The 25855-nt window shown below is 44.7% G+C and carries 24 protein-coding genes and 9 tRNA genes; 22 read left to right on the top strand and 11 right to left on the bottom strand.

The window, feature by feature from the left end; all coding sequences use genetic code 11:
• Positions 1-903 carry a transcriptional regulator GcvA gene (locus MHM99_RS04050; protein WP_014949024.1) on the bottom strand — a complete coding sequence of 301 codons (903 nt, stop codon included), beginning with the start codon at positions 901-903 and terminating at the stop codon, positions 1-3.
• Between the two features lie 216 nt (positions 904-1119).
• Between MHM99_RS04050 and MHM99_RS04055 the strand changes: the two genes are divergently transcribed.
• Complete coding sequence (locus tag MHM99_RS04055) at positions 1120-1398, top strand: hypothetical protein (protein WP_014949023.1); 279 nt, start codon at positions 1120-1122, stop codon at positions 1396-1398.
• 62 nt (positions 1399-1460) lie between these two features.
• On the opposite strand, the gene kdsA is transcribed toward MHM99_RS04055, so the two are convergent.
• The 6 genes from kdsA to hemA all read right to left on the bottom strand — a co-directional run bounded on the left by kdsA (position 1461) and on the right by hemA (position 8173).
• The gene (gene kdsA / locus MHM99_RS04060; RefSeq protein WP_014949022.1) at positions 1461-2315 is read right to left on the bottom strand and encodes a 3-deoxy-8-phosphooctulonate synthase; all 855 of its coding nucleotides are present in this window, start codon (positions 2313-2315) and stop codon (positions 1461-1463) included.
• 20 nt (positions 2316-2335) lie between these two features.
• Positions 2336-2701 (bottom strand): SirB2 family protein, encoded by a 366-nt coding sequence (locus tag MHM99_RS04065; protein ID WP_230598726.1) that lies wholly within the window; start codon positions 2699-2701, stop codon positions 2336-2338.
• Positions 2702-2939: 238 nt separating this feature from the next.
• On the bottom strand, positions 2940-4502 hold the full coding sequence (locus tag MHM99_RS04070; protein ID WP_014949020.1) for a response regulator: 1563 nt from the start codon (positions 4500-4502) through the stop codon (positions 2940-2942).
• Between the two features lie 419 nt (positions 4503-4921).
• On the bottom strand, positions 4922-5761 hold the full coding sequence (prmC, locus tag MHM99_RS04075; protein ID WP_239218276.1) for a peptide chain release factor N(5)-glutamine methyltransferase: 840 nt from the start codon (positions 5759-5761) through the stop codon (positions 4922-4924).
• A 36-nt stretch (positions 5762-5797) separates the two neighbouring features.
• Entirely contained in the window at positions 5798-6883 is a 1086-nt protein-coding gene (gene prfA / locus MHM99_RS04080) for a peptide chain release factor 1 (protein WP_014997976.1), read from the bottom strand.
• A 15-nt stretch (positions 6884-6898) separates the two neighbouring features.
• On the bottom strand, positions 6899-8173 hold the full coding sequence (hemA, locus tag MHM99_RS04085) for a glutamyl-tRNA reductase (protein WP_014949017.1): 1275 nt from the start codon (positions 8171-8173) through the stop codon (positions 6899-6901).
• A 131-nt stretch (positions 8174-8304) separates the two neighbouring features.
• On the opposite strand from hemA, the gene lolB reads away from it, so the two are divergent.
• The 19 genes from lolB to MHM99_RS04180 all read left to right on the top strand — a co-directional run bounded on the left by lolB (position 8305) and on the right by MHM99_RS04180 (position 19289).
• A complete protein-coding gene (gene lolB / locus MHM99_RS04090) occupies positions 8305-8931 on the top strand; it encodes a lipoprotein insertase outer membrane protein LolB (protein WP_069944051.1) in 627 nt (208 codons plus the stop codon).
• Positions 8931-9797, top strand: coding sequence for a 4-(cytidine 5'-diphospho)-2-C-methyl-D-erythritol kinase (gene ispE, locus MHM99_RS04095; RefSeq protein WP_239218278.1), 867 nt, complete (start codon positions 8931-8933; stop codon positions 9795-9797). Before lolB ends, ispE begins: the two co-directional genes overlap by 1 nt.
• Positions 9798-9830: 33 nt before the next feature.
• Positions 9831-9906 (top strand) — tRNA-Gln (locus MHM99_RS04100).
• A gap of 33 nt (positions 9907-9939) precedes the next feature.
• Positions 9940-10887 carry a ribose-phosphate pyrophosphokinase gene (locus MHM99_RS04105; RefSeq protein ID WP_014949014.1) on the top strand — a complete coding sequence of 316 codons (948 nt, stop codon included), beginning with the start codon at positions 9940-9942 and terminating at the stop codon, positions 10885-10887.
• A gap of 255 nt (positions 10888-11142) precedes the next feature.
• Positions 11143-11625, top strand: coding sequence for a hypothetical protein (locus MHM99_RS04110; RefSeq protein WP_014976152.1), 483 nt, complete (start codon positions 11143-11145; stop codon positions 11623-11625).
• 124 nt (positions 11626-11749) lie between these two features.
• Positions 11750-12751: an NAD(P)-dependent alcohol dehydrogenase gene (locus MHM99_RS04115; protein ID WP_239218280.1), complete on the top strand. Its 1002-nt coding sequence runs from the start codon at positions 11750-11752 to the stop codon at positions 12749-12751.
• A gap of 366 nt (positions 12752-13117) precedes the next feature.
• On the top strand, positions 13118-13750 hold the full coding sequence (locus tag MHM99_RS04120; RefSeq protein WP_014976150.1) for a 50S ribosomal protein L25/general stress protein Ctc: 633 nt from the start codon (positions 13118-13120) through the stop codon (positions 13748-13750).
• Positions 13751-13755: 5 nt separating this feature from the next.
• Positions 13756-14337: an aminoacyl-tRNA hydrolase gene (pth, locus tag MHM99_RS04125; RefSeq protein WP_039225631.1), complete on the top strand. Its 582-nt coding sequence runs from the start codon at positions 13756-13758 to the stop codon at positions 14335-14337.
• Positions 14338-14378: 41 nt separating this feature from the next.
• Entirely contained in the window at positions 14379-15470 is a 1092-nt protein-coding gene (gene ychF / locus MHM99_RS04130) for a redox-regulated ATPase YchF (RefSeq protein WP_075176301.1), read from the top strand.
• Between the two features lie 277 nt (positions 15471-15747).
• On the top strand, positions 15748-16590 hold the full coding sequence (locus MHM99_RS04135; RefSeq protein ID WP_239218282.1) for a peptidylprolyl isomerase: 843 nt from the start codon (positions 15748-15750) through the stop codon (positions 16588-16590).
• A gap of 171 nt (positions 16591-16761) precedes the next feature.
• Positions 16762-16838, top strand: a tRNA-Met gene (locus tag MHM99_RS04140).
• A gap of 35 nt (positions 16839-16873) precedes the next feature.
• Positions 16874-16958, top strand: a tRNA-Leu gene (locus tag MHM99_RS04145).
• Between the two features lie 4 nt (positions 16959-16962).
• Positions 16963-17038: transfer RNA gene (locus MHM99_RS04150), tRNA-Gln, on the top strand.
• 34 nt (positions 17039-17072) lie between these two features.
• Positions 17073-17157, top strand: a tRNA-Leu gene (locus MHM99_RS04155).
• 2 nt (positions 17158-17159) lie between these two features.
• Positions 17160-17235 (top strand) — tRNA-Gln (locus MHM99_RS04160).
• A 52-nt stretch (positions 17236-17287) separates the two neighbouring features.
• Positions 17288-17364: transfer RNA gene (locus MHM99_RS04165), tRNA-Met, on the top strand.
• Positions 17365-17398: 34 nt separating this feature from the next.
• Positions 17399-17483 (top strand) — tRNA-Leu (locus tag MHM99_RS04170).
• Positions 17484-17487: 4 nt separating this feature from the next.
• A tRNA-Gln gene (locus tag MHM99_RS04175) sits at positions 17488-17563 on the top strand.
• A 319-nt stretch (positions 17564-17882) separates the two neighbouring features.
• Complete coding sequence (locus MHM99_RS04180; RefSeq protein ID WP_239218284.1) at positions 17883-19289, top strand: alanine/glycine:cation symporter family protein; 1407 nt, start codon at positions 17883-17885, stop codon at positions 19287-19289.
• A gap of 182 nt (positions 19290-19471) precedes the next feature.
• Here MHM99_RS04180 and MHM99_RS04185 read toward each other — a convergent pair whose 3' ends face one another.
• Both MHM99_RS04185 and MHM99_RS04190 read right to left on the bottom strand, forming a co-directional pair.
• Positions 19472-20128 (bottom strand): cupin domain-containing protein, encoded by a 657-nt coding sequence (locus tag MHM99_RS04185; RefSeq protein WP_239218370.1) that lies wholly within the window; start codon positions 20126-20128, stop codon positions 19472-19474.
• Positions 20129-20147: 19 nt separating this feature from the next.
• Positions 20148-20942, bottom strand: a complete 795-nt coding sequence (locus tag MHM99_RS04190; RefSeq protein WP_052235371.1) for an SDR family oxidoreductase — start codon at positions 20940-20942, stop codon at positions 20148-20150.
• A gap of 105 nt (positions 20943-21047) precedes the next feature.
• On the opposite strand from MHM99_RS04190, the gene MHM99_RS04195 reads away from it, so the two are divergent.
• Positions 21048-21392 carry a helix-turn-helix domain-containing protein gene (locus MHM99_RS04195; RefSeq protein ID WP_239218286.1) on the top strand — a complete coding sequence of 115 codons (345 nt, stop codon included), beginning with the start codon at positions 21048-21050 and terminating at the stop codon, positions 21390-21392.
• A gap of 11 nt (positions 21393-21403) precedes the next feature.
• Here the strand turns inward: MHM99_RS04195 and MHM99_RS04200 are convergent, their stop codons facing one another.
• Complete coding sequence (locus MHM99_RS04200; RefSeq protein ID WP_014976143.1) at positions 21404-22027, bottom strand: flavin reductase family protein; 624 nt, start codon at positions 22025-22027, stop codon at positions 21404-21406.
• Positions 22028-22119: 92 nt separating this feature from the next.
• On the opposite strand from MHM99_RS04200, the gene MHM99_RS04205 reads away from it, so the two are divergent.
• The gene (locus MHM99_RS04205; protein ID WP_069944046.1) at positions 22120-22677 is read left to right on the top strand and encodes an acyl-CoA thioesterase; all 558 of its coding nucleotides are present in this window, start codon (positions 22120-22122) and stop codon (positions 22675-22677) included.
• A gap of 69 nt (positions 22678-22746) precedes the next feature.
• Here the strand turns inward: MHM99_RS04205 and MHM99_RS04210 are convergent, their stop codons facing one another.
• Positions 22747-25311, bottom strand: a complete 2565-nt coding sequence (locus MHM99_RS04210; protein WP_239218288.1) for a TonB-dependent receptor — start codon at positions 25309-25311, stop codon at positions 22747-22749.
• Between the last annotated feature and the right edge of the window lie 544 nt (positions 25312-25855).

Here is a 25855-nt window from a genome sequence, read left to right on the forward strand (position 1 = left end):
TTACAGTAAGTCCTCTTGTTCAGCTTCAACCAGCGCTAAGATCCAGTCTCTAAATGCAGCAATCTTTCCTAATTCAGCTTGTGATTCCTCACACACTAAATAAAACGCGTCTCGACTCTCCACTCGCTCCTCGAACGGCATAACCAGTCTCCCCGCTTCAATTTCCGGCCTTGCAAGTACCGTGTTACCCAACGCAATACCTTGCCCTAGCGCCGCTGCCTGCAAAACTAGCATAGAGTGACTGAAAACCGGGCCTTGGTTAACGTTTACGCCAACCACACCTACATGCTTCAACCAATTCTTCCATGCCGTACGGCTTAAGTCGTGAAGCAACACGTGGTGCCGTAAGTCAGACAGGCTGGATAAAGGTTTGGGACCTTGAAAAAGCATTGGAGAGCAAAGCGGAGTTAGAAACTCTCGATGTAGCTGGTCGGCCTGAAGACCAGCCCAACGACCTTTACCGTAATATATTGCAACGTCTACATCGTCTTCTAAGAAGCCTTCATCGAAATCAACTGCCTTGATGCGTACGTCGATGTCTGGATGCGCCAAACTAAACTTATGAATACGGGGTACCAGCCATTGGCTCGCAAAGCTGGGCGGCATCGCTACCGTGATAGCACCTTTACTGCCCTTCGCAAGTAGCCTTTCTGTCGCGTCTTGTAAGTTTTTGAAGATATCTTTTAGCTCAAGAAAATAAGCTTGACCTTCTTCGGTTAGAAGCAGGGTTCTATTTCTTCGAAGGAATAGCTTCATCGATAAGAAATCTTCAAGCGCTTTTATCTGGTGGCTAACGGCAGCTTGCGTAACAAACAGCTCATCGGCAGCCTTAGTAAAGCTCAAATGGCGAGCAGCCGCTTCAAACGATTTCAAGGCGTTGAGAGGGGGTAAACGTCGATGCATATATCGTTTTTAATCCAGTGTGACCGAAGCATGACAAATTCATTAGTTTTTCTAATGACAACCCATACTTTTACTCGTTTTATTTTTCACCACCTACTGACTATAATTTGCCCGAAATTAAAAAAGAACATTTAATTTCAGCATTTTATGATGAACATTTGTTAAACATTTTAACATTCATCAACAATTATTTAATTATTTTTATTAGGTGTGAAAATGAAAAAATTACTTTTAGCTAGTGTTTCTGTAATGGCTTTTGTAAGCGCTGCTGCAAATGCTAACGCACAACCAGAAAAGATCAATCTACAATCGTTAATCAACACAGCAATGACCAGCGTAAAAATGGCCGAAGTACTGCCAGAAAACGATGCACACATTGTTGTGAAAAAGCAGTCTAAAGCGATTTTAGCTGAAGAGACGCAAGTTCAGCTTCACAAGAACTTATTAGCAATGACAAAAGGTGAAGAGCGCGTAAACGTTTCTGAAGCGGAATAAGCAACTCACACACCTGATACGCATGCCGGTGCTTGCACCGGCATACGCCATCAATTACTAGCTTAGGTATTACTTGTATCTAACGCGTCAAAACCTTTCACCAATTCATCTAGTGCTTTCATCTGCTGCAAGTAAGGCTCTAATTTTGCCAACGGCAGTGCGCAAGGCCCATCACATAGTGCTTCATCAGGATTAGGATGAGCTTCAATAAACAAGCCCGCTAAACCTAGCGCCATACCGCTTCTGGCCAACTGTGCAGCTTGCGCTCTACGACCATCTGCAGACGTCGCACGGCCACCCGGCATTTGAAGTGCGTGCGTCGCATCAAATATTACTGGGGCATATTCTTTCATTGCGTCCATGCCAAGCATATCCACAACTAAATTGTTATAACCAAAGCAGCTACCACGCTCACAAAGAATAACCTTATCGTTCCCCGCTTCGCCTAGTTTTCCTATGATGTGACGCATCTCATGCGGTGCTAAGAATTGAGGCTTTTTCACATTGATAACGCTGCCGGTTTTTGCCATTGCAACCACAAGGTCGGTTTGGCGCGCCAAGAAAGCAGGCAGTTGAATAACATCCACCACTTCAGCTACAGGAGCTGCTTGGTGCGGTTCGTGCACATCAGTGATAAGCGGAACGTTAAAGGTCGACTTAATTTCTTCAAAAATACGCAACCCTTCTTCCATGCCAGGCCCACGGTAAGAAGTCACTGATGAACGGTTCGCTTTATCAAACGAGGCTTTAAAAACGTACGGAATATTGAGCTTTTGCGTTACTTCAACATAGTGTTCTGCGATACGCATAGCGAGATCGCGAGACTCAAGTACGTTCATTCCACCGAACAGAACAAACGGCAAGTGGTTGGCAACGTCAACGTTACCTACATTAATAATCTGTTGAGATTCAGACATTATCTATTTCCAATTAAATCTTAAAAAAGAGGTTGTTTGGTTACAGCAACCATAGCCGTTGCCATAAGCACAACAAGCGCTGCTACGAAAAAGCTCCATTTGCCTAACGCTGTTTTGGCTTTTTTCAATGCAAACAATCCAAACACTATGTACAGCACCACGCCCACAACTTTAAATGTGAGCCATGCATTAACTAAAGGATATTGAGACAAAATAATGCATAGCCAAATTGCGCTGGCTAATAGCACGGTATCAATGATATGAGGGAGAATTTTAACCCATTTTTTGCTAAGTGCTGTAGCGTCGAATTGACTCCATATAAAGCGAAAGACAAAAAATAATATGCTCAAGCCAACGGCGGTCATGTGAAGGTGTTTAGCCATCATGTACATAATGTGTTCCTGTTCTTATTAGATAGTAAGGCTGCTTCTGGTTACTTTAACACAGGTGTTAATTGAGCCGATTTAGTTTTACAGCAATGTAAAATTCAACAGACTCAGAATACGAGTAGCAGACTCAAAAAAACAGGTGCATGTAGCACCTGCCTTCGTTTTAATTATGGCGCCTGTTTAAAGGCTGTTATTGTAACGTATTACAGTACGTAAATAACGGAGAAATAAATCATTATGCGTCAGGGAATTGAGCTTGAATTGCCATAAAGGCCGGAAGGTCATTTAGCATACACTGAACTAAATCAGGGTCGAAGTGCTTGCCACTTTCCTCTTTCAATACGGCTTCAACCTTATCAATTGTCCACGCTGGCTTATACGGCCTTGCGTTTAACAGTGCATCAAACACATCAACTAACGTGGCAATACGGCTTTTTATATCAATTTCTTCGCCTTTAAGCCCGTCTGGATATCCCTTTCCATCCCAGCGTTCGTGATGTTGCTTTGCTAACATTGCTGCAAGTTGGATAGTGGGCCGGCTTGAATCTCGCAAAATCTGGTAACCAAATTCAGCATGCTGACGTATTTTAAATACTTCCTCTTCGGTTAACGGCGTCGTTTTGTGCAAAATAGATTTAGGCACTATAGACGTCCCAATATCATGGAGTGGCACGGCAAGGCGTAATGCGTGGATGTCTTGCTCGTTCAGCCCAACCTTTTCTGCCAACAGTTGCGCCATTTCAACCATTCTTGTGAGATTATTTGATGCATTTGACTCATGCTCTAACGCTCGACCTAAACGCTCAATTATTTCTTTCTGCGTCGCTTCAACATCAACGGTTTTAAGTACATTGTCAAAAGCAAGCTGAACACTGTCTGAAAAGCGTTTTACCAGATGACGATCACTTTCCCCTATTCGTCTCGGTAATCCTGACAAGTACAAGAGTGCACCATTGTGACTTTTACTGTTGCAATAAGCCACAACGTGATCTTCTGCATAAACAATTTGCTTATCGCGCATGGCTCTTGCGCACAGGGCATATTCTTGTGCGCTAATCGCGTCTTTTAAAGGCACCCCTTCCTTACTGGCGTACTCACCGTTGCCAGCAAAAACATATAGTTCGTCGTCACCCAGTTTGTTGTTGCTGGTGTTGATAGTACGCGATGTGGTTGCCACCGCAGTGGTAATGTAGGCAGCATCCTTTGAACAGCCCAAAATAGATGCAAGCTGTTGAATAATACCCTGCATGAACTTTTCGAGGGAACGGGAGGAAAATAAATCCACAGACGCATCTATAATTTTTTCAAGGCCGCGTCTATTTTCTTCGATAACGATAATATCTCGATATGAGCGGAGCGCTGCAATGATAACAGTAAAAAGTTTTTGCGCGGTGAGTTCGGTTTTCGACTTGTAGTCGTTGATGTCGTAATTAATGATGACATCTTTTTCAGGGGCTTGGCCAGGTTGTCCGGTACGCAAAATAATACGCGTGAAATGATTGTCTAATTCGTTACGAACATACTCCGCCACTTTAAGACCGGCGTCATCAGTCTCCATAACAACATCAAGTAACACAACGGCGATATCATCATGGGTTTTGAAAATGGCCTTCGCTTCCTCTCCGCTATAGGCACTAACAAACTCAAGGGTTTTGCCATTTAAACTAAAGTCATTTAGCGCCAGCTTGGTAACGGCGTGTACTTCGGGTTCATCATCAACAATGAGTACTTTCCAGCTACCCAGATCATCTACTTCATTTTCATCGTCATCTTCTGCGAAAAGAAAGTCATCATTCATCTGGTACGTCCTGTAGTGTAAGAGATTGTTCAATACCAATCCGCATAGATAATTGCCCATTCAGAAGGCGCTGGCAAGTTTCCTAGCAAAGCGTGGGAATGCAGGAATGGCTGTTCCCTTTTAAATTCCCAGAATGCAGCTATGAAGCTTGCCAGACCTTCCCGAAGGGCGAGTTTAAAATGTCCGTACTCTTTGTTGTGTCACCTTGATGTAGAACCACTATAACTACGGTAACACGCCGCGATTACGAACATTTTAACTCTCGCTGAGTGGGTAATTATCTATGCAGATTGGTATATTCTAGCGCTTTTTGAGGTCTTACAACCGCTTAATAGATACTAATGCAAAACAAAATATTAGCAAGTTTGCAATTAAATTTTGATAACTACAGAAAAGATAACTTCTTTGGAGGTTGAAAACTACTGCCACTGTCCTAGCGTTACACGGTCATTGTTGCCGTAATCTTTAACAGTTTTGACGTCTACAAATCCCGCATCTACGAGCAAAGCGTTAACCGCAACCCCTTGGTCAAAGCCGTGTTCGAATGCAAGTAAGGCATCTTTATTGAGATATTGCGGCGCGCTATTGATGATGTGTTTTATGTCGTCTAGGCCGTCAGTGCCCGAGGTTAATGCTGTTTTAGGTTCAAAACGCACGTCGCCCTCATTAAGGTATGGACTGGATTCTTCTATGTAAGGTGGGTTTGAAACAATAATGTCGAAGGTTTGACCTGCCAGCGCACTAAACCAGTCACTTTGCACAAAATGCGCATTGGCTATGCTATTAGCTTGAGCATTGCGGGTAGCAAGCTTCACCGCCCCCTCTTGGTAGTCTACGCCAGTAACGGATGCTTCTGGCAGTTCGCTCGCTAATGCCAACGCAATAGCGCCCGTACCGGTTCCCAAATCACAGATAGATAAGGATGCAGAGGATTGTTGATTTGCCCAATTGAACACCTGCTCAACCAATACTTCTGTATCCGGTCGTGGAATTAATGTATCTGGCGAGGTAAACAGTGACAGGGTCCAGAAATCACGCTTGCCGATAATATACGCCACGGGCTCACCCCGTTTACGCTTGGCCACATCCGCTTCAAACTGCGCTTTTTGGGCGGCATCCAAGGTTTTATCAGGCCATGTGAATAGGTAAGTTTGTGACTTACCTAGAATGTTCGCCAACATGACTTTGGCATCAATAGAGGGTGACTCCCCACCCTCTAGTTGTTCAGCAGCCCATGTTAAGGCGTTGTCTATGCGCATTGTTTTTCTATAAACAGTTTGTGTAACAAGACAGCGTTATTCGTCAGACAGAGAGGCCAGTAGATCGGCCTGATGCTCTTGCAAAATTGGGTCGATAAGCTGCTTAAGGTCACCTTCCACCACTTCGTCTAAACGATAAATAGTCAGGTTGATACGGTGGTCGGTTACACGTCCCTGCGGGAAGTTATAAGTACGAATTCGCTCAGAGCGGTCACCGCTACCGACTAGGCTCTTACGAGTAGAAGCCTCTTCTGCTGCACGCTTTTCTTCTTCAATCTGATTTAAGCGCGCTTGAAGTACCGACATCGCTTTCGCACGGTTTTTGTGCTGTGAACGCTCGTCCTGACATTCCACTACCAAGCCTGTTGGCAAGTGAGTAATACGAATAGCCGAGTCGGTTTTGTTAACGTGCTGACCACCCGCACCTGATGCACGGAAGGTATCGATGCGAAGCTCTGCAGGGTTAATTTCAATAGCCTGCGACTCTGGAATTTCTGGTAATACCGCCACGGTACATGCCGAGGTATGGATACGGCCTTGTGATTCGGTTTCTGGTACACGCTGTACGCGGTGACCGCCCGACTCGAATTTCAATACGCCGTACACGCCATCGCCGCTAACATTCGCAATGACTTCTTTATAACCGCCGTGCTCACCTTCATTGGCGTTAACCAACTCTACACGCCAGCCACGACTTTCGGCATAACGGCTGTACATGCGGAACAAGTCACCTGCAAATATTGCCGCTTCGTCACCACCCGCACCAGCGCGAATTTCCAAGAAACAGTTGTTATCATCGTTAGGATCTTTAGGCAGAAGTAGCACCTGAAGTTCAGTTTCAAGGCGTTCAATTTCCGCCTTGGCTTCTTTCATCTCTTCTTGTGCCATCTCGCGCATTTCAGCGTCGTCTTCATTCAGCATTTCCTGCGCTGAAGCCAAGTTTTCTTGTGCTTGCTGATAAGCATTAAAGCCTGCCACTACATCTTCTAGCTGACTGAACTCTTTTGACAAGTTGCGAAACTTATCCTGATCGCCGATAACTCCAGGGTCGCCTAACAACGCCTGAACTTCTTCGAAACGCTCGACTAAGTGTTCGAGTTTCCTAACTACCGACTCTTTCATATGCTTCTTATTACCTTATTTATTATCGTCTGACGAAAAGTCAGATAAATCTAATGCCTGTCCCATCCATCGGCTCAATGCCGGGTCATCGTGCATGGCAGCCTCGCGTAACGCTAAGGTTGTTGGGTGCAATAGCGTATTGGTTAATTTATACGCCATTTCTTCTAATACCGTTTCGGCATTTTTACCTTCCGCTAATTGCGCTTTGGCTTTTTCCACAATATCGTCACGCTGTGCCATGCCTTTTTGGCGATACTGTCTTACTAAATCTATCGATTGCTGCGACTGCTTCCACGTCATGTAGTCGCCAGCTTGTTTGTCGATGAGCTTTTCGGCTTCTTTTGCTGCTTGCTCGCGGTTTTCTAAATTCTTCTGAACAATATGCTGCAGGTCATCAACAGTATAAAGATAGGCATCGCCTAGCTCGTTAACCTCTGACTCAATATCTCGTGGTACCGCCAAGTCCACCAAAAACATCGGCATATTTTTGCGCTGTTTAAGGGCTTTCTCCACCATCCCCTTGCCAATTAAGGGCAGTTGGCTAGCGGTAGAGCTTATCACGATATCAAAGTCTTTTAAGTGCTCTGGCACCTGCGATAAGGTAAACACACTCGCATCTAGTGTTTCGGCTAAGGCTTCTGCTCGCGCTACGGTTCTGTTCGCCACCGCCAAACAGCTCACGCCCTGCTCTTTCAAATGCTGAGCCACAAGTTCAATGGTTTCGCCAGCTCCCACTAATAACACTGAACGTTTTGGTAGTTCAGCGAATATATGCTTGGCCAACTGAACGGCTGCATATGCCACGCTTACCGCGTTTGCACCTATATCTGTTTCACTGCGAACTCGCTTCGCCACCGAAAACGTATGTTGAAACAGCTTATCAAATTCGCTGCTCACCATACCTGAGTGTTTTGCATCACCAAACGCCTGCTTCACCTGACCTAAGATTTGAGGTTCTCCCAAAATCAGTGAATCAAGTCCGCTGGCTACACGCATAATGTGCTTTACCGCTTCATCCTGCGCGAGCACATAGCTGTTATTGGCAATCTCTTCTACATCCAAGTGATGGAAGTCACTTAACCATTGTAGAAGCTTTTGGCCGGTGTCGTCTTGAGTATTGACGTATAGCTCAGTGCGGTTACAGGTCGATACAATGACAGACTCATCTACCCCTTCCAGCTTTTTTAAACTCGCAAGCGCTTCCACCAGAGAATCTGGTGTAAAGGCCACTTTTTCGCGAAGTGCTACTGGTGCTGTTTTGTGGTTAATACCGAGGGCGAGTAAAGTCATTAAAATCTGTGCTGGCAACGTCGGAGCGGCATTGTACGAAAAACCCAAAATGATTGAAAGTGTTGGTGAAACTGTGTTCCCATAATGTCACAATTAAATGTGTTTTATTTTTATACAGGTAACGCGCCTTAATGATTCGCTTTATTTCCCTACTGTTGTTTCTCTGCTTCGTACTGAGCGCATGCACAACCGCTCCCAAAGGCCCAGAAAACGCGGTAAACCTCACGGCTCAACTTGAAAAAGTCGCTGAAGTACATCAGTGGCAAATGCGCGGAAAAATTGCATTTCGCCAAGGAAAAGAAGCGGCCAGCCTTAATTTAGTCTGGAAAAACGATTCCGGTGATTTTGATTTTCGATTAACCAATTTTTTAGGGGTAAGTCTGGTTAACCTTAACGTTACCCAGCAGCAGTCGGTATTAGAGGCTGACGGTGAAACGTATGTAGATGCTTTACCAGAACCACTTATTTATCAGATTACGGGAATGGTCATTCCGGTGGAATCACTGTTGTCTTGGGTAAAAGGCTTACCGCTAGACGGTGATAAATTCACCCTAACTGAAAAAGGGTTGGTTAATACCCTAGAGAGCTATTGCCAAGGTTGCCGCAATTGGCAAGTTGCTTACGGTAACTACGGTAGTGTTGAGCTAGATGATGGCACATCTGTATGGTTGCCTCACAGCATAACGCTTACCCAGAATGAAACGCCGGACATGCCTAATACTCAGCTTAAAATTAAAATTTATCAGTGGACTCTGTAGTGAACTCATCTGTTTCAGAACATAAAGATTGGTGGCCTTCCCCCGCTAAACTGAATCTTTTCTTGCATATACTTGGCCGCTACGACAACGGCTATCACCAGCTTCAAAGTCTGTTTCAAATGCTGGATTACGGCGATGCACTCGCCTTTGACATAAGTACAGACCACACAATCATACGCATGGAAACACCTCTTGATGGTGTGCCAGACGATGACAATTTAATTGTAAAAGCAGCGCGACTGCTGGCAACAAAAACAAAATGGAATAAAGGTGCCGTTATTTCGTTAGATAAGCGCCTTCCTATGGGGGGCGGCATTGGCGGGGGATCATCGAATGCAGCAACCACGTTAGTGGCGCTTAATCACCTTTGGAACACAGGGCTAAGTGAAGATGAACTGGCTGAGCTTGGGTTATCTTTAGGCGCTGATGTACCTATTTTTGTGCGAGGTCTAACGGCATTTGCAGGAGGCGTTGGAGAAGAGATAACGCCAGCTCCCCAAAAAGAACAGTATTTTCTTGTAGCGAACCCAAATGTTCATGTCAGCACAGCCGAAGTGTTCACCTCGCCGGATTTGCCCAGAAATACACCTGCGATACGTTGGGAAGACTATAAATTTGAAAAAACTTGGAATGATTGTCAGCAATTAGTCGCGAATCGCTATCCTGAAGTTGCAAAATTATTACAGTGGTTGGTACACTACGCACCGTCGCGAATGACGGGCACAGGTGCATGCGTGTTTGCCACTTTTTCTGACTACACTTTAGCCGAACAAGTTAGGGCTCAAATGCCTGAAACCTGGCAGAGTTTTGTCGCAAAAGGTGTGAATCGCTCACCACTATTAGACAAATTAGAACAACAAAGATAGCGTGTACGCCACATCGGACAAGAACTTAAAAATTGGGGTATAGCCAAGTTGGTAAGGCAGCGGGTTTTGATCCCGCCATTCGTAGGTTCGAGTCCTGCTACCCCAGCCAAACCTCTTTTATCAACGCACTGAGGAACCACTTGTGCCAGATATGAAGCTCTTTGCAGGTAATGCCGTACCAGAACTTGCCCAGAAAGTTGCCGATCGCCTCTACACCAAACTTGGAAATGCCAAAGTTGGCCGTTTCAGTGACGGTGAAATCAGCGTAGAAATTCATGAAAACGTCCGTGGCTCGGACGTTTTTATTATCCAGTCTACGTGTGCACCTACTAACGATAACCTTATGGAACTTATTGTGATGATCGACGCACTACGTCGCGCATCAGCTGGTCGTATTACAGCAGTAATTCCTTACTTTGGTTATGCACGCCAAGACCGTCGTGTTCGTTCAGCTAGGGTGCCAATTACTGCGAAAGTAGTGGCTGACTTCCTGTCTAACGTTGGTGTTGACCGCGTACTTACTATCGACCTACACGCCGAACAGATTCAAGGTTTCTTTGATGTTCCGGTGGATAACGCATTCGGTACTCCTATCCTTCTTGCTGACATGGTAAGACGTGATTTTGCCGACCCTGTAGTCGTTTCTCCTGACATTGGCGGTGTTGTACGTGCACGTGCTACTGCGAAACTACTTAACGACACCGACCTTGCCATTATCGATAAGCGTCGCCCTAAAGCGAACGTGGCTCAGGTAATGAACATCATTGGTGACGTAAAAGACAGAGACTGCATCATTGTCGATGACATGATTGATACAGGCGGTACGCTTGCAAAAGCAGCCGAAGCACTTAAAGCACATGGCGCGCGCCGTGTTTATGCTTACGCGACTCACGCTATCTTTTCAGGCAACGCTGCAAACAATCTTAAAGAGTCTGTTATTGACGAAATTATCGTTACCGACTCTATCCCATTAAGTGCAGAGATGAAGCAAATTGGAAAAGTAAAACAGCTTACTTTATCTGAGATGCTTGCAGAAACTATTCGTCGTATCAGCAACGAAGAGTCTATTTCAGCAATGTTTGAATACTAAAATTTAAATATTGTTACTCCTACCAAAGAGCTGGCCCATGTAAGTGGCGCCGGCTCTTTTTTTACCTTTCTTTTTTCTTTGAAAGCGAACATCGCCTTAAGAATAAGAACAGTACATCAAGCCAAACACATTCCGTTTACGCCTTAAATATACTTTATTGCCGTTTTCCGACTCATTAATGTGACTTTCTTTTCATCAATTTTAGGTTTAACGTTAAGAATTGTTGTGCGTTAAAACTAATATTAAGGACATAAAATGAAAACAAAAACACTATGCCTTGTTGCAGTAATTGCTGCCCTTTTAAATACAGCAGGCTGCTCTGGAGATGACGACTCAGTGAAACAAGCAGATCTTGAGAAACAAGGAACTGAAATGAAAGACAAATCTTCCACAGTTCAAGCTAACGATAAGGCGTCTATGCCCAAGGAACTGGTAGCCGAACCAGTTACTCAGGCTGAAGCCGTAGAAGATAATGCAAAAGGTGAAGTCACCATGAAGGGCAGTATTATTTATAAAGATCTCGAAGGCGGTTTTTATGCTTTTATTGCTAAAAACGGCGATCGTTATACGCTACATGGCTTAGATGAAACCTATCAAAAGAACGGCCTTATTGTTGAAGTTAAAGGTACGCCTAAACCCGACATGATGACATTTACGCAATTCGGTACGGTACTTCAAGTATCAAGCGTTAAAGTACTCGATACCAGTAAAGTCATTGATAACCTGCAAACACAATGATCGCGAATATAGCTTTGCGTGTAGCAAATTACTTATAAAGGTAATTAAGCTAGCGATTTAGCAATTATAGAATTTTTGCTTACGCGTGAATGTTGCACTGCAACACTTAAAAGGACGGTTATTGATGATAAATGCATATGCCGCTAAAGAAGCGGGTGGAAAACTAGAAAAGTTTCAATACGACCCCGGTAAGCTTGGCTCACATGACGTTGAAATAGACGTTGAAAGCTGTGGTATCTGCCACAGCGACCTAAGCATGCTCGATAATGAATGGGGCATGACAGAATATCCCTTTGTGCCTGGTCACGAGGTTGTCGGCACAATTAGCCAAATAGGTGAACATGTAACGTCACTTAAGGTGGGACAGCGTGTCGGTTTAGGCTGGCATTCAGGCTACTGCAATAGTTGTAGAACCTGCGAAGAAGGCGATCATAACCTGTGTGCCGATGCTACGATGACCATAGGTGGTCGTCACGGTGGATTTGCAGATAAAGTCCGCGCCCAAGCACGTGCCGTTATTCCCCTTCCCGATGCTATCGATAGCACAAAGGCAGGCCCTCTTTTTTGCGGAGGTATTACCGTCTTCAACCCATTAGTCCAGTTTGGTATTAGCCCAGCGAGTGAAGTGGGTGTAGTTGGTATTGGCGGCCTGGGTCATCTTGCCCTGCAGTTTTTAAATGCGTGGGGATGTAAGGTAGTAGCGTTCACTTCTAGCGAATCTAAAAAGACGGAAGCGCTAGAGCTAGGTGCGTCAGATACGATTAATAGCCGTGATGAAGATGAGATTAAAAAAGCGCGCGGTCGGTTTGACTTAATTATTTCAACTGTAAATGTGAAGCTAGACTGGAATTTGTACCTATCTACATTGGCACCGAAAGGCCGACTTCACTTTGTAGGCGCCACCCTTGAACCTCTAGATATTGGTGCGTTTAACTTAATTGGTGGTCAGAAAAGTGTGTCAGGTTCGCCAGTGGGAAGCCCCGCGACCATTAAAACCATGCTAGATTTCGCTGCACACCACAATATTGAACCTGTGACCGAAACCTTCAAGTTTGATGACGTGAATGACGCTATTGCTCGATTAAGAGAAGGTAAAGCCCATTACAGAGTTGTGCTGACGAAGTAAACGCTTGTGTAAAAAGTTGCTATGTTCCCAAGGCCTGTTGACCTTTTGAAGCCATAGGAAAGAGACATTAACGGACAAGTTAGTCTTAGCAAAGTGCTTTTCTCTATAAATTATGATAGAAGCGCGCCAAGGTGCGCTTCTTTTATTGTGAGTAACGCAAATACTTGCATTAGCTTGGTTGGATATTTTATCTGCCTTTGTAATTGTATGTTTTGGTAGGTGGTGTTAGAATTCGCCGCCCTTGAATTTTGGGCTGGTGTTTTATTGCGCATAAAAAGTTATTTTTAAACGTAATTCACATCATTTTACCGTGGGTTTTGGTCGCAAAAGCTCACATCATTAGACTTATATTTTTGGAGACAGACAATGTCTGAAGCAAATTTCAAACTAGACGCTTCTGTTCGTACAGACCTAGGGAAAGGTGCGAGCCGCCGCCTACGTCGCGAAGACAAGCTTCCTGGTATCATCTACGGTGGTGAAGAAGCACCAGTTTCTATCACACTAGATCATAACAAAGTAAACAACTCTGCTGACTTTGAAGCGTTTTATTCTCACGTTCTTGAGATTAACCTTGACGGTAAAGTTGTTGAAGTTCTAGTTAAAGATATGCAACGTCACCCGTTCAAGCCAAAGATCACACACATTGACTTCCAACGTGTAATCGCTGGTCAAGACGTTCACACTAACGTACCACTTCACTTCGTAAATGAAGAAAAATCTGCAGCTGTTAAAGCTGGCGGTATTGCTGAGCACCACGTAACTGAAATCGAAGTTACTTGTCTACCTAAGAACCTTCCTGAGTTCATCGAAGTAGATATGGCTGGTGTTGAAATGGGTCAAACGCTACACCTTTCTGACCTAACTCTTCCAGCTGGCGTTTCTTCAGTAGAACTTGCGAAGAACGACGAAGCTCACGACCTAGCGGTTGTAACTGTTAAGCCTGCTCCTAAAGCGGCTGACGCAGAAGAAGACGGCGAAGAAGCAGCTTCTGAGGAATAATCCTCTTGGCTGATATCCGCCTTATCGTGGGTCTGGGTAATCCAGGCCCCGAATATGAAAATACCCGACACAATGCCGGTGAATGGTTTCTCAACCAACTAGCCGACACCTACAACGCCCCGCTAAAACCAGAAACCAAATTCTTCGGTAAAACTGCTCGCATTACCATTGCAGGCAAAGATATCCGTTTGCTCTACCCCACTACCTTTATGAATAAAAGTGGACAAGCCGTAGCAGCACTGGCTAACTTTTACCGCATAGAACCAGAACAAATATTAGTAGCGTTTGACGAGTTAGATTTACCCCCAGGTGTTGCAAAATACAAAGTGGGCGGAAGCTCTAGTCAAAATGGCGTGCGTGACATTGTGGCTAAAATGGGTAACAACAAGAATTTTTTGCGTTTGCGCATAGGTATTGGTCATCCAGGTCATAAAAGCCGCGTTACCGGCCATGTTCTTGGAAAACCACCAGCAGAAGAAAAAGCAGCCATTGAAAGTGCCATCGATGAAGCGGTACGCTGTACAGAAATTTTGCTGAAAGAAGACCTTAAGCAAGCACAAAACAGGTTACACTCGCACAAAGGGTAAACCTAGCCAGTTATCACTTTTCCAAACTAAGGATCCATACCATGGGTTTTAAATGCGGTATTGTTGGCCTACCAAACGTAGGTAAATCAACACTTTTCAATGCATTAACTAAAGCAGGTATAGAAGCGGCAAACTTCCCGTTTTGTACTATCGAGCCAAACACAGGTGTTGTTCCTGTGCCAGATCTTCGTTTGGACAAGTTGGCTGAAATCGTAAAGCCTCAGCGCGTTATTCCTACTACCATGGAATTCGTAGACATTGCTGGCTTGGTTGAAGGTGCCTCTAAAGGTGAAGGTTTAGGAAACAAATTCCTTGCTAACATCCGTGAGACTGACGCTATTGGTCACGTAGTACGCTGCTTTGACGATGAGAACATTGTTCACGTTGCAGGTCGCGTTAGCCCTAAAGACGATATCGATGTTATTAACACCGAGCTTGCACTTGCTGACCTAGAAACGACAGAAAAAGCACTTCACCGTGTTGCTAAGCGCGCCAAAGGTGGCGATGCTGATGCCAAGTACGAAATGAAAGTGCTTGAGAAGATTAAGCCGCACCTAGACGAAGGCTTGTTACTACGTTCACTTGAGCTGACTAAAGAAGAGCTTGCGGCAATCAGCTACATGAACATGCTTACCCTTAAGCCAACCATGTACATTGCAAACGTGAATGAAGACGGTTTTGAAAACAACCCGTACCTTGATCAGGTTAAAGAAATTGCAGCAGGCGAAAATGCCACTGTAGTTGCAGTGTGCGCGGCAATCGAGTCTGATATTGCTGAGCTTGAAGACGACGAACGCGAAGAGTTTATGCAAGACATGGGTCTAGAAGAACCAGGTCTTAACCGCGTAATTCGTGCGGGTTACAGTCTTCTTACACTACAAACCTATTTTACTGCAGGCGTAAAAGAAGTACGTGCGTGGACCTTCCCTGAAGGCTCAACTGCACCACAAGCGGCAGGTAAAATTCACACCGACTTCGAAAAAGGCTTTATTCGCGCTGAAATCGTAGGCTACGAGCACTTCGTTGAGTTCAATGGCGAGCAAGGTGCGAAAGACGCAGGCAAATGGCGTTTAGAAGGTAAAGACTATATTGTTAAAGACGGTGACGTTATTCACTTCCGCTTTAACGTGTAATTTCTATTGTAGAAATTAGCACTGTTTACTAAAGCCACCGCAAGGTGGCTTTTTTGTTTCTAGCGAATAATTGTGAAGCGCACATAGGCCTGATATAACTAGTAAAAAACTAACGGCTTTTGTAATGACTATTAATCAGCTTTGCGCTTCGCCCCCTTTAACTTGCAGCAAATCACAGCACGCCAAACGGTTTTCTGTATTAAGAACCTCAATTAAAGCGTTGTGCTTGTTAAGCCTGGCTAATTTTTCTTTTGCCAGTGACCCCCAAACTAATCCAGTGAATTCACAAATCAGTAGCGATGCTGTTGAAAAGGCACCAGCATTAGCGAGTAACACTGCCAGTTGGTATCAAGTTCCTCAGAGTAATACTGTGACGTTTAAAACTGCATATGGCGATGTAGTTATTGCGCTTCACCCTACCCTTGCACCAAAACATGTGGCCAGGTTTAAAAGTTTAATAGACGCAGGCTTTTATAACGAACAAGCATTTTATCGTGTAGTAGACGGGTTTGTGGCACAGGCAGGCAGCAACGATACGCATGACGCATCACAATTTCCGCCGAATCTGCTTAAACCTATTAACGCTGAATTTACCCAACCGCTCAATAGCAATGTGAACGTAGTTGAGAGCAAAGATATGTTTGCGCCTAACACCGGCTTTTTAGATGGCTTTCCAGTAGGCATTGATCAAAGCCGTAAAGAAATGTGGGGACTTCATTGCCCAGGTGTTGTGGCGTTTGCTCGCAATAGCGAGAAAGATACAGCCAGTACGGAGTTTTATATTGTGATTGGGCAAGCACCACGACACTTAGACAGAAATATGTCGGTCGTTGGTCGCGTACTGCACGGTATGGATGTGCTTCAAAAGTTGCCGCGAGGAAATATGGACAGAGGTGGCGTTCTAGATGATATAACGCAAGAAAGCAAAATTAAGCAGGCTTTTGTGCATGCAAACAACGCTACACCTTATTTTCTGCAAACACCGCATCATGAAGAATACAAAAAACGGGCAAACACAGGAAGAAACTTAGATAACCCGTTTTTTCATGACAATACGTATGGCCCGCGCCCTATTGACGTATGTTATTACCAAACAAAAACCAGTAACAAAGCGTGGTAAATAGCTAGCTTATTTCGTGCAAGTTGTTCAATTTCACGGCTTTTTGCGCGTATTTCGCCCTAATGCGCACACTTAATGAGCATTTAAAAAAAGTTAGTAAAAAAGGGGTTGACGGTTGCCAGTCATATACGCATAATACGCGCCACTTCCTGAGAGGGAAGAGAATAGCAAGGCTACGTAGCTCAGTTGGTTAGAGCACATCACTCATAATGATGGGGTCGCAAGTTCGAATCTCGCCGTAGCCACCAATTCTCACTTATCTCTTTTAGGAAAGTCTAGCTGCGCGGAAGTGGTGGAATTGGTAGACACGCTGGATTTAGGTTCCAGTGCTTCACGGCGTGAGAGTTCAAGTCTCTCCTTCCGCACCACGACTGGGGTATAGCCAAGTTGGTAAGGCAGCGGGTTTTGATCCCGCCATTCATAGGTTCGAGTCCTGTTACCCCAGCCATTCTTTTTGAATGACTATTATAGCTAGCGTCTACGCGGAAGTGGTGGAATTGGTAGACACGCTGGATTTAGGTTCCAGTGCTTCACGGCGTGAGAGTTCAAGTCTCTCCTTCCGCACCATTTGGGGTATAGCCAAGTTGGTAAGGCAGCGGGTTTTGATCCCGCCATTCATAGGTTCGAGTCCTGTTACCCCAGCCAAATTCTTGAGAAGCCGCTCATCGAGCGGCTTTTTATTGAAGATAAAAGTTTAGGCTACGTAGCTCAGTTGGTTAGAGCACATCACTCATAATGATGGGGTCGCAAGTTCGAATCTCGCCGTAGCCACCAACTTTTACTTATTCCTTAATTGGAAGTCTACATTGCGGAAGTGGTGGAATTGGTAGACACGCTGGATTTAGGTTCCAGTGCTTCACGGCGTGAGAGTTCAAGTCTCTCCTTCCGCACCAATATTGGGGTATAGCCAAGTTGGTAAGGCAGCGGGTTTTGATCCCGCCATTCATAGGTTCGAGTCCTGTTACCCCAGCCATATTCTTGAAAAAGCCGCTCTTTTGAGCGGCTTTTTTGTTTGTACTCCCGTTTTGTTCTGCAAATGTGTTCTTCTCCCCCATGAATGAATAAATTTGCTATATGCGAGCATAAAACGTCATAGTTTCAGTACGTTTTCATTGTCCAATCATTTAATTGTCGTGCTAGTATTGGTTTTTATCGATATAGCTCGGCTTATTCCAAGGTTTAGCAAATACAAGTTTGCTTAAGCCGAAGCGTTTGTTCTGACAACGCACCTGTCATGTTCAGTTCATTTCTACACGCCGAGCAATAATTAAAACAATAACGAAGGAAAGTGCGTGATAAACGAATTCGTTTCATTAGTTAACAATATTCTTTGGGGAGACGGTCAGGTACTTATCATTATGCTGCTTGCATGTGGTATCTGGTTTACCGTTAAACTTGGCGGTGTGCAGCTTAGGCACTTCGGCCATATGTTCAGCCTACTAAAGGGCAGTAACACTTCTACTAAGGATGGGATAAGTTCATTCCAAGCTTTGTGTACCAGCTTATCGGCTCGTGTAGGCACGGGTAACTTAGCTGGCGTCGCGGTTGCTATATCTCTAGGTGGTGCGGGCGCTATTTTTTGGATGTGGATGATTGCCCTTCTCGGTATGGCCACTGGCTTTGCCGAAAGTGTACTAGGTCAGCTATACAAGGTCCGTGACGAAAACGGCGAGTTCCGTGGCGGCCCTGCTTATTATATCAAGCAGGGTTTGAACAAAACCTGGCTTGCAGTCGCATTTTCTCTATGTTTGTTCTTTGGTTACGGCTTTGTCTTTAGCGCCGTTCAAGCCAATACTATTACCGATGCATTAAACAATGCGTACTCTTTCCCCACGGAATATGTAGGCCTAGCCATTATTGCTCTGGCAGCTTTAATCGTCGTGGGAGGCCTTAAAAGCATTGCGCGCTTTGCCGAGTTTGTGGTGCCCTTTATGGGAATAGGCTACGTGCTTGTGGCATTGGCTATTACCTTCATTAATATTTCCGAACTGCCAGCCATGCTGCTCGATATCGTTAAATCAGCATTTGGCTTGCAGGAAGCTGGCGCTGGTGCACTCGGTGCGGCCATTAAAAATGGTATTCAGCGCGGACTGTATTCAAACGAAGCGGGCAGCGGCTCTGTACCGCACGCTGCGGCGAGTGCTGTGCCAAACCCTAATCACCCCGTATCACAGGGTTACATTCAAATGCTAGGCGTTTTCTTGGATACACTCGTGCTATGTACGTCTACTGCCTTCATCATTTTACTTGCTGGCGGTTCAAGCTCTGATCAAATGGAAGGCATACGCCTAACCCAAGATGCGATGAGCAGTCACCTAGGCGAAGGCGGTACTGACTTTGTGGCAGCCGCCATCAGCTTATTTGCATTCACATCTGTAGTAGCAAACTACGCTTATGGCGAAAGTAACCTGCACATGTTCAAGCTAGATAACAAAATAGGCCGTGCAGTTTACACTATTGGTTATTTAGGCATGATTTATTGGGGCGCACAGGCGGCACTACCTCAGGTATGGGCCATGGCCGATATGGCGTTGGGCCTAATGACGGTGATAAACATCATTGCTATTGTATGGATGACCCCTACCATTGTGTCTATCAGCAAAGACTACTTTAAGAAAAAAGACAGTGGCACAAACATGGAATACAAAGCGGGCGACTGTGAAATACAGGGTAAGTCAGAAGATGGTATTTGGGATTAAGTCCGGCTTTTACTAGGTTAGTGTTTTAAAATTAGGTGTTATCACGCTAACGTTAACTAATTAAGATTAAAGTAAGTTTTGACAAAAGAAAGGCTAACCTCGGGTTAGCCTTTTTCGTTTGTAGCAATTGACCGCAAGTAAAACACTGGTTTTGATTTACCTGCAACAAATGAAATGGCGGCCTACAACGCTACTGGCAAATGCCCTGTCTTCACCCAAATTACTGTTTCCTCATCCACGTAGGGATGATGCTGACTCATATGTGGGCTTCTTATCCACGTGCTTTTTGGGTATTCACCATGCTCATCTTTGAATGTACCCGACAGTACGAAAATCTCTTCACCACCAAAGTGCTTATGAGGCTTGAATACCTCACCCACGGGCCACTTAACTAGCGCTACATGTTCATGCTCAAAGTTGTGGAGCGGCATCACTTGTAAACCGCCCTGCCCTTGCAGCCATTGTGCTTTATTTGTATTTACCCGTACTTCACTCAAGTCGCGCTTATCAAACTGATTCAGCTTAACCAGAATTACACAGCCTTCTTTACTGAAAGGGCTATGTTTACTGCCTGGCGGGTTACGCAAGTAAGTGCCCGCAGGGTAATCACCGTGTTCATCGGAAAACACACCTTCAAGCACCAAAATTTCTTCACCATAGGGATGACTGTGCTGCTTAAAACTCGCGCCTGCTTCGTACTTTACAACGCTAGTTGTATGACCTGACTCTTTTGCTTCACGCTCTAAGGGTTTACGCCATACCGCAGAAGACGGTGACGCTTGCCACTCTTGCATTTGCGTATTAATCGCTAGGCGTTCATCAAAGTTCATATTAAGCATCATTGATAATCTCGTTTTATTAGTTCCTACCTGCCATTACACCACCATCAATATCTAATACGGTACCGGTAGTCCAATTAGCTCTTTCTGATAACAGATAAAGGATGCCATGTGCCACGTCTTCTGGAGTTCCTATACGTCCTATCGGATGAAACGCATTGAAACCTTCCAATACTTCATCGGTTTGCTCTTCTGGAACGAACGCATTGTAAATAGGTGTTTTAACTACCGCTGGCGATACTGCATTTACACGTATGCCATCGTCGGCAAGTTCCATGGCCAGATGCTGAGTAAGTGAATGCAGCGCTGCTTTTGCCATGGAGTAAGCAGACGAAGGAGTCGCCTTAACGGCCTGCTTGGCCCACATAGAACCAACATTAACAATACTGCCAACACTGTGCTGAGACATTCTTTTGGCTACCGCTTGGGTGATGAAAAATAGGCTTTTATTCAAATCATGATAAACATCATAATCTTCGCATGTATGCTGTAAAAATGGCTTAGGGTTAAAATACCCTGCAGCATTTATTAAGTAATGAAAAGGTATAGCTGCATCTTCTACATACTTTATTAATTTTTGTACGTCTGCAGGCTTATATAAGTCAACTTGGATAGCGTTTATGCTAATGGTTGAAACATTTGTGAATGTACTTACCGCTTTCACTGCTTCTTCCAGTTTGGAACCATTCTTGCCTACAAGCACAACGTTAACACCTTCATTCGCCAATAACTTAGCGGTGGCAAGACCTATACCACTTGAACCGCCTACAATTAACGCGTTACGGTTTTCACAAAAATCATTTAAAAGTGACATTTTAAATTCCCTCACTGTTTTCAATTCGTGATAACCTTACGCCTTAGATAACTCCATGAATAGTAAGTATAATTTGGTTCAGTAAGTACTTTTAGGTACATCTTTATGAATTTTAAAGAAAAACAAATCGAGAGAAAAATACCACCTCAAGAAAGCGCGCGCATGGTAGAGACGATTTACGGCTGTAAATGGTCGCTTACCATTTACCAACTCTTGGCAAATGGCATTAACCGCCCCGGTGAAATGGTGCGTACTGTAGACGGACTAAGCACCAAAGTATTAAATCAATGCCTGAAGAAGAACACGGAATTTGGTATTCTGAAAAAAACGGTGTATCACGAGCTCCCGCCTCGGGTTGAATACCAAGTAACAGAGTTTGGAAATAAATTTTTAGCCGTACTAGAACAAATAGAGGCCTTACAAGAAGACCTCAATAATCTATCGAGATAGCATCGCCAGCTCTATCCCTCTGGTCTTAGCATTTCGAAAAAGTTATCTCGGGAAATAGTGTAATAATCGCCTCGTCCGCCACCACGGGTAACTGGCGCACTTTTCAGCGTGCTGTAAACGCCGTTCTCTATGAGTGACTTATCAATGTGTACACCCACTACTTCACCCATGATAAACCAGCTATTCACCTCCTCACCTGAGGCGGTCTTAAGCTGTACCACATCAGTTAGCTTACATTCCATGCTCACCTTACTCGCTTTTACGCGGGGAACGCTTACCACTTCACTTTCTACAGTTTGAAGCCCTGCATGGTCAAATTCACTTTCTTCAGGTGCCAGAGGTTTACTCGTCGTGTTCATCGCATCAATCAAATCTTCCGATACAAGATTCCAGCAAAACTCACCCGTTTCCTGCACGTTTACCAGTGAATCTTTCTTACTGCCTACTACTGAAAAGCCGATTATTGGCGGCGTGTAGTTCAACGCATTGAAAAAACTGTAAGGAGCAAGGTTTAACACTCCCGTTTTTGATTTTGTAGAGATCCATCCGATTGGGCGCGGTGCGATGATCGCGTTAAACGGATCGTGAGCCAAGCCATGACCTTCTTTTGGTTGATAAAAATGCGTTTGTGACAAAACCATTCCTTAAAATTTGTGGTAGGGTAAATCTAATACTGATATGAACGCTTATTCGGCGCTTTTCAAGGGCTTAAGATCAAAGGTTGTTTATGACTGCACGTAATGTCGCTTTTTCAAGAACAAGACTGACTGAATTAATGGTGCCATCTTTTGCTAATTTTGGCGGTAAGGTGCATGGCGGTGTCATTTTATCGTTAATGGATAAAGTCGCCTATGCCTGCGCAAGTAAACACGCAGGGGCCTATTGTGTAACCGTTACCGTTGATGGCGTCGAGTTTTTACAGCCTGTTGAAGTGGGTGACTTACTTCACCTCGACGCTACCGTTCATTATGTCGGAAACACATCCTTGGTAGTAGGGATAAAAGTCACTACGGAAAATATCAAAACCAACGAGGTCAAACATACCAACAACAGCTTTTTTACCATGGTTGCCAAAGATGACAGCGGCACACCTGTTTCAGTCCCTGAGCTAGAGTTATCTACTCACCATGAAATGCGCAATTTCGTAACGGCTATACGCCGCAGTAAAATTCGCAAAGAAGCACAAGTTAAGCTGCAACGTGATTACGACGCTTTTATTCCCAAAGAAGACTTTGCGCTTTTAAACGAACATCGCTGTGCGGTTACCTTTGAGAAAAATGACTAAGTAACAGGTACAAAAAAAGCCAGTTGCGTATTAATCAACTGGCTTTCAGCACTCAAGAACCGGTGCTATTTAGAAGCTATACGAAACTTTTCCGTAAACAAAACGGCCTGTAAAACCGTAAGGCGAAAAGCCTGAATACGGGAATAAACGCGAGAACGTAGTTACATCATCCACAAGTTCACGGGTTGTTTCTGGGTACACATCAAACAAATTGTTAGCACCAACAGAAACGGTAAGTCCTTCTGTTAACGCAATGCGAACGTCTAGGTCTGTGATCCACTCTGACGGAATGATTTCATTGCGTGCTTCAACTGACGATGGGTCTTCCACTTCACCATAACGAGTAGTACGTAAGGTTGTTGTGTAGCGGTCATAATTCCACGTAACACCTAAATTCAGTTTGCTGTCAGGCGAAGCCGTTTCGAAGCGACGTAGTTCAACATCATCGAACAAGTTAGCCTGGTCGAAGCCTGCATTTTGCAACACCTCAGGTGCATCGATAACACTTGTTACTTCGTTATCGTTAAAGTTGGCACCTGCGTTAAAGTTAAACGCACCATAATCTGACGTATTGAGCGTATAGGTAGAAACAATATCAACACCTTCCGTACGCGAATCTATCGCATTTAAGAAGAATCGAGCCTGATTAGCTCCCGTACCCGCAAGTAGTGCTTCTATACCCTCACCTGATAGGTTGTTAGACAGCACGATACGATCGTCGATATCAATGCGATAAAAGTCTACTGTCAGGTTGAAATCGGCAGTTGGCGAGTAGGTAAAACCTGCACTGTAGTTATTCGATTCTTCTGCATCAAGACCTGGGCTGCCCAGCGCTTGCGCAACATCACTTGACGGCGCAAATGTGCCCGTTTCTGTTGGCTCGCCATCAACAAATACCGTCGCGATTGAGGTGAAGAATTGCTGTTGTAGCGATGGTGCTCTAAAGCCGGTTGATACTGACGCTCGAAGTGCAAATGCATCACTCAGGGTTACACGGTGAGACATTTTCCAATTAAACGTGCTGCCGAAGTCAGAATAATCTTCATAGCGCCCTGCCACTGCTACGTTCCAGTTTTCTACAACGTCAGCTTCTACATCCACATAGAAGCTATAGTTATGACGGCTGTTTTCACCTGCAGATTCTGGTGTAAAGCCTGGGAATACTTGCGAACCAGCAGCACCAAACGGGCCGTCTACCGGGTCAGTCACCACGCCGCCAGGTCCAAACGTACCTTGTATGTAAGACCCTTCTTCACCTGCAGTTATTTCATAGCTCTCATGACGATATTCTGCGCCCATGGCGAAGTTCATTTCGCTGTAGAAATACCCGGTATCTACCAAACGTGACGCGTCAGCATTCACAATTGTGGTGTTGTATTCTAGCGTACCCGCGTCAAACTCAGTTTGACTCGTTGGACCTAAAGACGTGTTTAGGGTGTTGATAACACCATACTCAAGCTCATTACCACCATGTGTTACGGACAAGTCGTAATTCCACACATCGCCATAGCCCTTAATACCAGCAAGCAGCGACATATCGGTTATGTCAGTTTGAATAGAAGGTAGGAATCCGTCTGGATAAATTTCAACTACGTTTCGTGAATCTTGAGCTCGACGGTAAAAGCCTCCGCCTACCGAATCACGAGTGCTGTAGCCTGCGGTAGTATAAAACTCAACGCTATCAGTAAGGGCTTTGCCCGCGTTTATGAACAAGGCGTAATCTTCTACCTCACCATTTCCGTAAACGTGATTGTAGCGGTTGACCGTAAGCTCACGAGGGTCTAGGTTGCCGTCCGCGTCTCGCGCATAGTTTTCTCGCTGGTCGTAGTCCGAACGGTTCGCCTGTCCACGGTCGCGGTATTCACCTGATACGTTAACAAAGCCGTCGTCTCCCCATTCGAAGCCTAAGTTGCCGCGAAGGGTAAAGGTTTGTCCATCGGTTACGTCTCTGTCGCTTCCTTCAGCGAATGCTAAATTACCGTCAGCGCCAACACTCACACCTTCAAGGTTAGGCACACCGTCCATTGTTGTAACGTTAGCACCATACGTTGCCGACACTTCACCGCCTTCGGCAGCATCTTTCAAAACAATATTTATAACACCGGCAATGGCGTCTGAGCCGTACTGAGCCGCAGCACCGTCACGCAACACCTCAATACGCTTAATAGCATTAGCCGGGATAGCGTTTAAATCTACCGCTGAAGAGCCACGCCCCACCGAACCATTTAAATTAAGAAGCGCAGAGGTATGACGACGCTTACCATTAACTAATACCAGCGTGTGGTCTGGTGCTAAACCACGCAGCTGCGCTGGTCGTACGTGGTCGGTGCCATCAGTAATAGATGGCTGAGGGAAGTTAAAGCTGGGCAGTAACTGGTTTAAGATCATGTTGGTTTCAGTGAGCCCCGTTGCTTCTATAGATGAAGCATCGATAATGTCGATAGGTACAGGGGAGTCATTGATGGTGCGACCAACGCGACGTGAACCTACAATTTGGATTTGCTCAACATCTTGCTCATCAACAGAAGCTTGCTCCTGTGCAAGCACTGACGAAGAGGAAAAAGCCGTTCCTGCAATTGCAGAAGCAATGAGGGAAAGCTTGAAAGCAGAAGCGTTAAATTTTGCCTGTTGCATTGTGTTGTTCCTGAATTCTTTTAAATTTTACTTTTCGAAGTGTGTAGTTTTGTATTTCGTGAATCAAAAACGCGTTGAAATACAATATCTTCTTTCTGTTGTTGGGGTACTGCTAAACGCCAGATTGTCTGATCAGACTTATTATTATTAGAGATGAAAAGCACGCGGTGCTTGAAGGCTGAGTAAATCACAAAAAGATTCGCTCGCACAATACTAAAGTTGTAATAAATCCTTAATATCGACGACAGGCAGAATTTTGAAGATGAAGCGACGGAATCATCTATTGCACTGGTGGTAAGAGGCGGTAGGAAGGTACCTCCTTCACAAAAGGTAATTTGGACTAGAGTACATGATACAGAAAAAGCGCTCCGTTCAGAGCGCTTTTCATACCAAATTTGCACTAATGAGTGCCAAATAGGCGCTTATGCTTTTTTAAGCTTCTTCTTAAGCTTTTTCAGTTTTCCTTCTTGCTTAGAAATTTTCGCCTTAGTTGCTTTAATCGCTTTTTTTAACTCTTTTTTCTTAGCCATGATGTAAATCCTTA

Source organism: Alteromonas sp. MmMcT2-2 (assembly GCF_022348305.1).
In the GTDB taxonomy this organism is placed as follows: Bacteria; Pseudomonadota; Gammaproteobacteria; order Enterobacterales; family Alteromonadaceae; genus Alteromonas; species Alteromonas macleodii.

What these genes read in the sequence shown, in the direction of transcription:
- MHM99_RS04050 (WP_014949024.1), bottom strand. Translation starts at nt 903, where the DNA reads ATGCATCGACGTTTACCCCCTCTCAACGCCTTGAAATCGTTTGAAGCG.
- MHM99_RS04055 (WP_014949023.1), top strand. Translation starts at nt 1,120, where the DNA reads ATGAAAAAATTACTTTTAGCTAGTGTTTCTGTAATGGCTTTTGTAAGC.
- kdsA (WP_014949022.1), bottom strand. Translation starts at nt 2,315, where the DNA reads ATGTCTGAATCTCAACAGATTATTAATGTAGGTAACGTTGACGTTGCC.
- MHM99_RS04065 (WP_230598726.1), bottom strand. Translation starts at nt 2,701, where the DNA reads ATGATGGCTAAACACCTTCACATGACCGCCGTTGGCTTGAGCATATTA.
- MHM99_RS04070 (WP_014949020.1), bottom strand. Translation starts at nt 4,502, where the DNA reads ATGAATGATGACTTTCTTTTCGCAGAAGATGACGATGAAAATGAAGTA.
- prmC (WP_239218276.1), bottom strand. Translation starts at nt 5,761, where the DNA reads ATGCGCATAGACAACGCCTTAACATGGGCTGCTGAACAACTAGAGGGT.
- prfA (WP_014997976.1), bottom strand. Translation starts at nt 6,883, where the DNA reads ATGAAAGAGTCGGTAGTTAGGAAACTCGAACACTTAGTCGAGCGTTTC.
- hemA (WP_014949017.1), bottom strand. Translation starts at nt 8,173, where the DNA reads ATGACTTTACTCGCCCTCGGTATTAACCACAAAACAGCACCAGTAGCA.
- lolB (WP_069944051.1), top strand. Translation starts at nt 8,305, where the DNA reads ATGATTCGCTTTATTTCCCTACTGTTGTTTCTCTGCTTCGTACTGAGC.
- MHM99_RS04110 (WP_014976152.1), top strand. Translation starts at nt 11,143, where the DNA reads ATGAAAACAAAAACACTATGCCTTGTTGCAGTAATTGCTGCCCTTTTA.
- MHM99_RS04115 (WP_239218280.1), top strand. Translation starts at nt 11,750, where the DNA reads ATGATAAATGCATATGCCGCTAAAGAAGCGGGTGGAAAACTAGAAAAG.
- MHM99_RS04120 (WP_014976150.1), top strand. Translation starts at nt 13,118, where the DNA reads ATGTCTGAAGCAAATTTCAAACTAGACGCTTCTGTTCGTACAGACCTA.
- ychF (WP_075176301.1), top strand. Translation starts at nt 14,379, where the DNA reads ATGGGTTTTAAATGCGGTATTGTTGGCCTACCAAACGTAGGTAAATCA.
- MHM99_RS04185 (WP_239218370.1), bottom strand. Translation starts at nt 20,128, where the DNA reads ATGCTTAATATGAACTTTGATGAACGCCTAGCGATTAATACGCAAATG.
- MHM99_RS04190 (WP_052235371.1), bottom strand. Translation starts at nt 20,942, where the DNA reads ATGTCACTTTTAAATGATTTTTGTGAAAACCGTAACGCGTTAATTGTA.
- MHM99_RS04195 (WP_239218286.1), top strand. Translation starts at nt 21,048, where the DNA reads ATGAATTTTAAAGAAAAACAAATCGAGAGAAAAATACCACCTCAAGAA.
- MHM99_RS04205 (WP_069944046.1), top strand. Translation starts at nt 22,120, where the DNA reads ATGACTGCACGTAATGTCGCTTTTTCAAGAACAAGACTGACTGAATTA.
- MHM99_RS04210 (WP_239218288.1), bottom strand. Translation starts at nt 25,311, where the DNA reads ATGCAACAGGCAAAATTTAACGCTTCTGCTTTCAAGCTTTCCCTCATT.